Origin of the sequence: Pseudomonas syringae pv. cilantro (assembly GCF_001293775.1) — a bacterium.
Lineage (GTDB): Bacteria > Pseudomonadota > Gammaproteobacteria > Pseudomonadales > Pseudomonadaceae > Aquipseudomonas > Aquipseudomonas syringae_P.
Genome location: NZ_LGLN01000042.1, coordinates 1 through 3606 on the forward strand (window position 1 = coordinate 1; position 3606 = coordinate 3606).

Below are 3606 nucleotides of genomic sequence, written 5' to 3' on the forward strand. Positions count from 1 at the left end.
GGCACAGCCAAACGCCAGGCGGCTGGTAGCTGACTGTGTGGCGTTGCATGGGGATGGTCTGAAAATGCGGGTGTATCAGGGGGCTATGTGGCTATTTATTTGCGCAGTCCCCGCAATAATCCGAGTAGCAATTGATCGGCATGTCGCCACTTCAAATAGTCCTCGACACGCCAGAAACCGGCAGCGGCAGCATTGCGTTCAAGCACCCACCAGGTTTCGCCAGGCTCGACCATGCCGTGGTATTCCTTAGCTAACTTACAGCGTGGATCATCTGCCTGGTCCGCAGCCAGCTGCTCCAGATTGGCCTGGTCTTCGCTGCGCATCTCCTGCACGTCGCCGCCGGTTGTCAGCAGATACTCCAGCGCTGCGGCTGGAATATCTTCAGGCTCTGCGAACTGGCATTCCCATTCGCTGCGTATTTCCTGTTCATCGCTTCCGGTGGCCAACAAATGACCGAGGTAGTCCAGGGCACCGGCTGGAATGTCTGCCAGCGGCATATCCAGAATCCGGGCAACTTCGGGCTTCGCCTTCTCTGTGGCCTCATCAAGCGCCTGACTGATCCGCTCATATTCAGCCTCATCGGCTTCCCGCTTAGCGCGCAACCGCTCGCTGTTCGCCACCTGGTCGGCCTTTGCCTGCTCGATGACCCTGCTCCAGTCGGGCGGCGGCGGGCAGACACCCTTGTCGATCAACCCGGCATTAATCCTGCTGAGCAACGCCATGTCCTGCTCCGGCACCGGCGTGCTGACAATCGGGTCCGCCGAATCGTCCTCGATGGCGTCCGACAAGCCGCGCTTCATACGGCCAGAACCCACACGCCTCACCAGGTGAAGCTCTCCCCAGGCGTTGCCGGTCGCCTTCTTGCCTTCCATTTCCATGCTCGTGGTGTATTTCATCAACCACTTGTGCATGAACCGTTGACGCTCGGGTGCCATGCGCAGGGAAATGTCATGGAAGCGCTGATAGAACGCTTCGTCATGCCCGCACGCCATGCTGTCGCCCTGGTGCGCCACCTCGTGTTCGACCAGCCCGAAGATGTAGGCTGCCGTTTTCATAGGATCAGACTTGAGCCGTTGCACGATTGTGCGATTGATAGCCAGGTAGGTTTTACCATCCGTCCACGCTTCACTGGTGTTCGATTCGCCGAGCAACACATCCAGGCGGTCTTTGCTATGTCGTACGGTGCCATCATTCCAGCGTTCAGCCCCCACACAGGCACCGGCATAGTGTTGCAGGCACCAGCGCAACGCGATCCAGGCCCGGCGCGTTTCTTTGTCCAGCGCCTTTTTCTCATCGACAATCGATGTTCGCTCGACATAAGCCTTCTTGACGGTCGCAAACGCGGCGCACTGGGGCACCTTCAGCTCTCGGTACCAGTGACTGACGGCAGGTCTGGCATTGGCAATCACCCGCTCCAGCACATCTTCAAAATCTTCAACGCTATGGCAACCGAAGCGGTCGAGCGTTTGTGGATGCAGCACCTGGATAATGCGTTGCCCGGCAATGCCTTCGCCTTTGGGTATGTCACTGCCCTTTAAAACAACGGTGTAAGTGCCTTTGTGCTCACGAAACGCTTTATCAATAAAATCCTTCAGGGTGATATGCCGTTTGCCAGGCAGCACCGTGATGACTTCTTCATTGCAGAATATTTTGCCCACATCAGCTGCGCCGCTGAGCAACGACAGCGCTGATCGCGCTCGACGTGCTTCTGTCTTGCGGCGTCCACCCAGTTCCCCCGAGACCTTATCAGCCAGCGGACCGAACACCTTGGCGATTGCTTTCCAGACCGGGCAGGTCTTGCGCAGTATCTCGCTACGGGAGACGTTGAGGGCAATCGCCTGCTTGGTCACGATCAGGCCTCCAGCCCCCCAGAGGTGTGAGGAATCGTGACGGACCAGCACGCCCTGGTTGTAGATCGAAACCGCGCCTTCTTCCTTGGCCCGGTAATAGGCGTATTCGTCTTCAAAGTCCCACTTTTCCGTTGCAGGATCGCGGGTAATGACACGGCCATTGAGTTCAACGCTGATGCGGGTGTAGCGCACCAGGTCACGAATTTCCTGGACGGCAGACATCAACTCCAAATCGTTGAGCGGTTCGTACCAGGTGCCCTCGATGGAGCAACCCGGTACGCCGTGTTCAAGATCGTCCAGCTCGTAGTTGTAGCCCATCGAGCGGGTATCAACGGTCATCTGCCAATCGTTGGAAGCCCAACGTGTCTTGGCATGCGCCATGATCTGACCACGGCCCAGGCGGAACCGGCCATAGGTGGCATCGCCTTCCTGGTGCGGTGTGCCAAAGCGTCCGAAGTAGCGCAGCACGTCTTTACGGCTGGCAAAGCCGCGACCGTCATCAGCGCAGTGAAAGCCCTCTTTGGTCATGGTCAGGCGCAATGCGGTGGCATCGGCGTCTACAGAGTTCATCACCAGCTCGATGATGGCCTTGCCGATCGATCCGGCCTGACTATGGATGATGTGTTGAATGATTTCAGGGTCCAGCTCAAAAGGTAGCAGCACGGTACACCTCATATAGGTAAGGCCAGGCACAGCCAAACGCCAGACAGCTGATAGCCGACTGCGTAGCGGTGCATTGGGATGGTTTGAAAGTGCAGAGATGACGGAGGTTGGTCAGGTGATCGCTCTATGAGCGTCGCGTATCACTTCTTAATCGGCGTGACGGAAATCCTGACCAAGTAGCGAGAGGCCGAGCCAGGCGGTATCGAGGTATTGGCCAACTCCAGCAGTGTGGCTCTCGGGTGCGCAGTCGCGGCCTGCAGACAGACCGATTCATCGCCATTGCACGCCTGATGGACGGCGGTCTGCGAAAAGAATGGCGGCTGCTAACTGATGTTCAGAAACACCCAACATGCGCACAGTGCCATCAGAACGAGCGCCAACATCCCAAGCAGTAGATCGAACAGACGAAGGGTCCAGTGCCGCGCAGTCTTGTACGCATTTATATCAAATGGCGCTGTGGGTGATTCTTGATGGGTCTGGGTTTCAAATTCATTCATCGTCAATACTCCATGATGTAGTGATTACACAGTGGACATGGCTGACTGGTTTTACCTCATCGTCGGTTTTCGCACCCGCCAACACGATGGTTATGGTGAAGTTCGCCAACATGGCTTCTGCTGATGCCTTCGAGAGCGCCAGTACGTCTTTTGCATCACTTTTTGCGAACACTTTTTCGGTTGTCATCGTAATTCCTTGTCTTCTGCCTGAACGCGAAAGCGGGATGATTGCGCAGGATTTTTAACGTGGTTGAACAGGTCAAGCTGTCTGTTCGCCGGATCTGCCTTCGGTGCGTTCAGTGGGTGACCCAGCTGGCGACGTATCTCGGCCAGCCAGGCTTTGTACGGGGCATTTTCACGCTCCCCCCACGGGTAGGCATCCGCCAGGGCTTTGCGCAGCACTCTCATATCAGTGCGTCCGACCTGACGAATCACTTGAGCGACGATAGGTGCTGCGGCATCGGCCCAGGACATGGCGTATCCCTCCTGTTTCGCAAGAGAATGTTTTAAAAGTGCGGGAGTATCAGTGAGTGGAGCGGATGCAATGCCTACTTGCTGGTGTTCTTGTACTCGCCCTGGTACTCGAACTGGCGCAG

3 protein-coding genes are annotated in these 3606 nt (G+C 56.8%); all 3 read right to left on the minus strand.

Annotated elements, in window-relative coordinates; genetic code table 11:
• Positions 1–95: 95 nt before the first annotated feature.
• On the minus strand, positions 96–2513 hold the full coding sequence (locus ABJ99_RS12755) for an ATP-binding protein (RefSeq protein WP_054086141.1): 2418 nt from the start codon (positions 2511–2513) through the stop codon (positions 96–98).
• A 489-nt stretch (positions 2514–3002) separates the two neighbouring features.
• Positions 3003–3197, minus strand: a complete 195-nt coding sequence (locus ABJ99_RS12760; RefSeq protein WP_054086142.1) for a hypothetical protein — start codon at positions 3195–3197, stop codon at positions 3003–3005.
• A partial coding sequence (locus ABJ99_RS12765; protein WP_230081018.1) for a hypothetical protein occupies positions 3194–3606 on the minus strand: 413 nt, incomplete at its 5' end. The genes ABJ99_RS12760 and ABJ99_RS12765, both read right to left, overlap by 4 nt.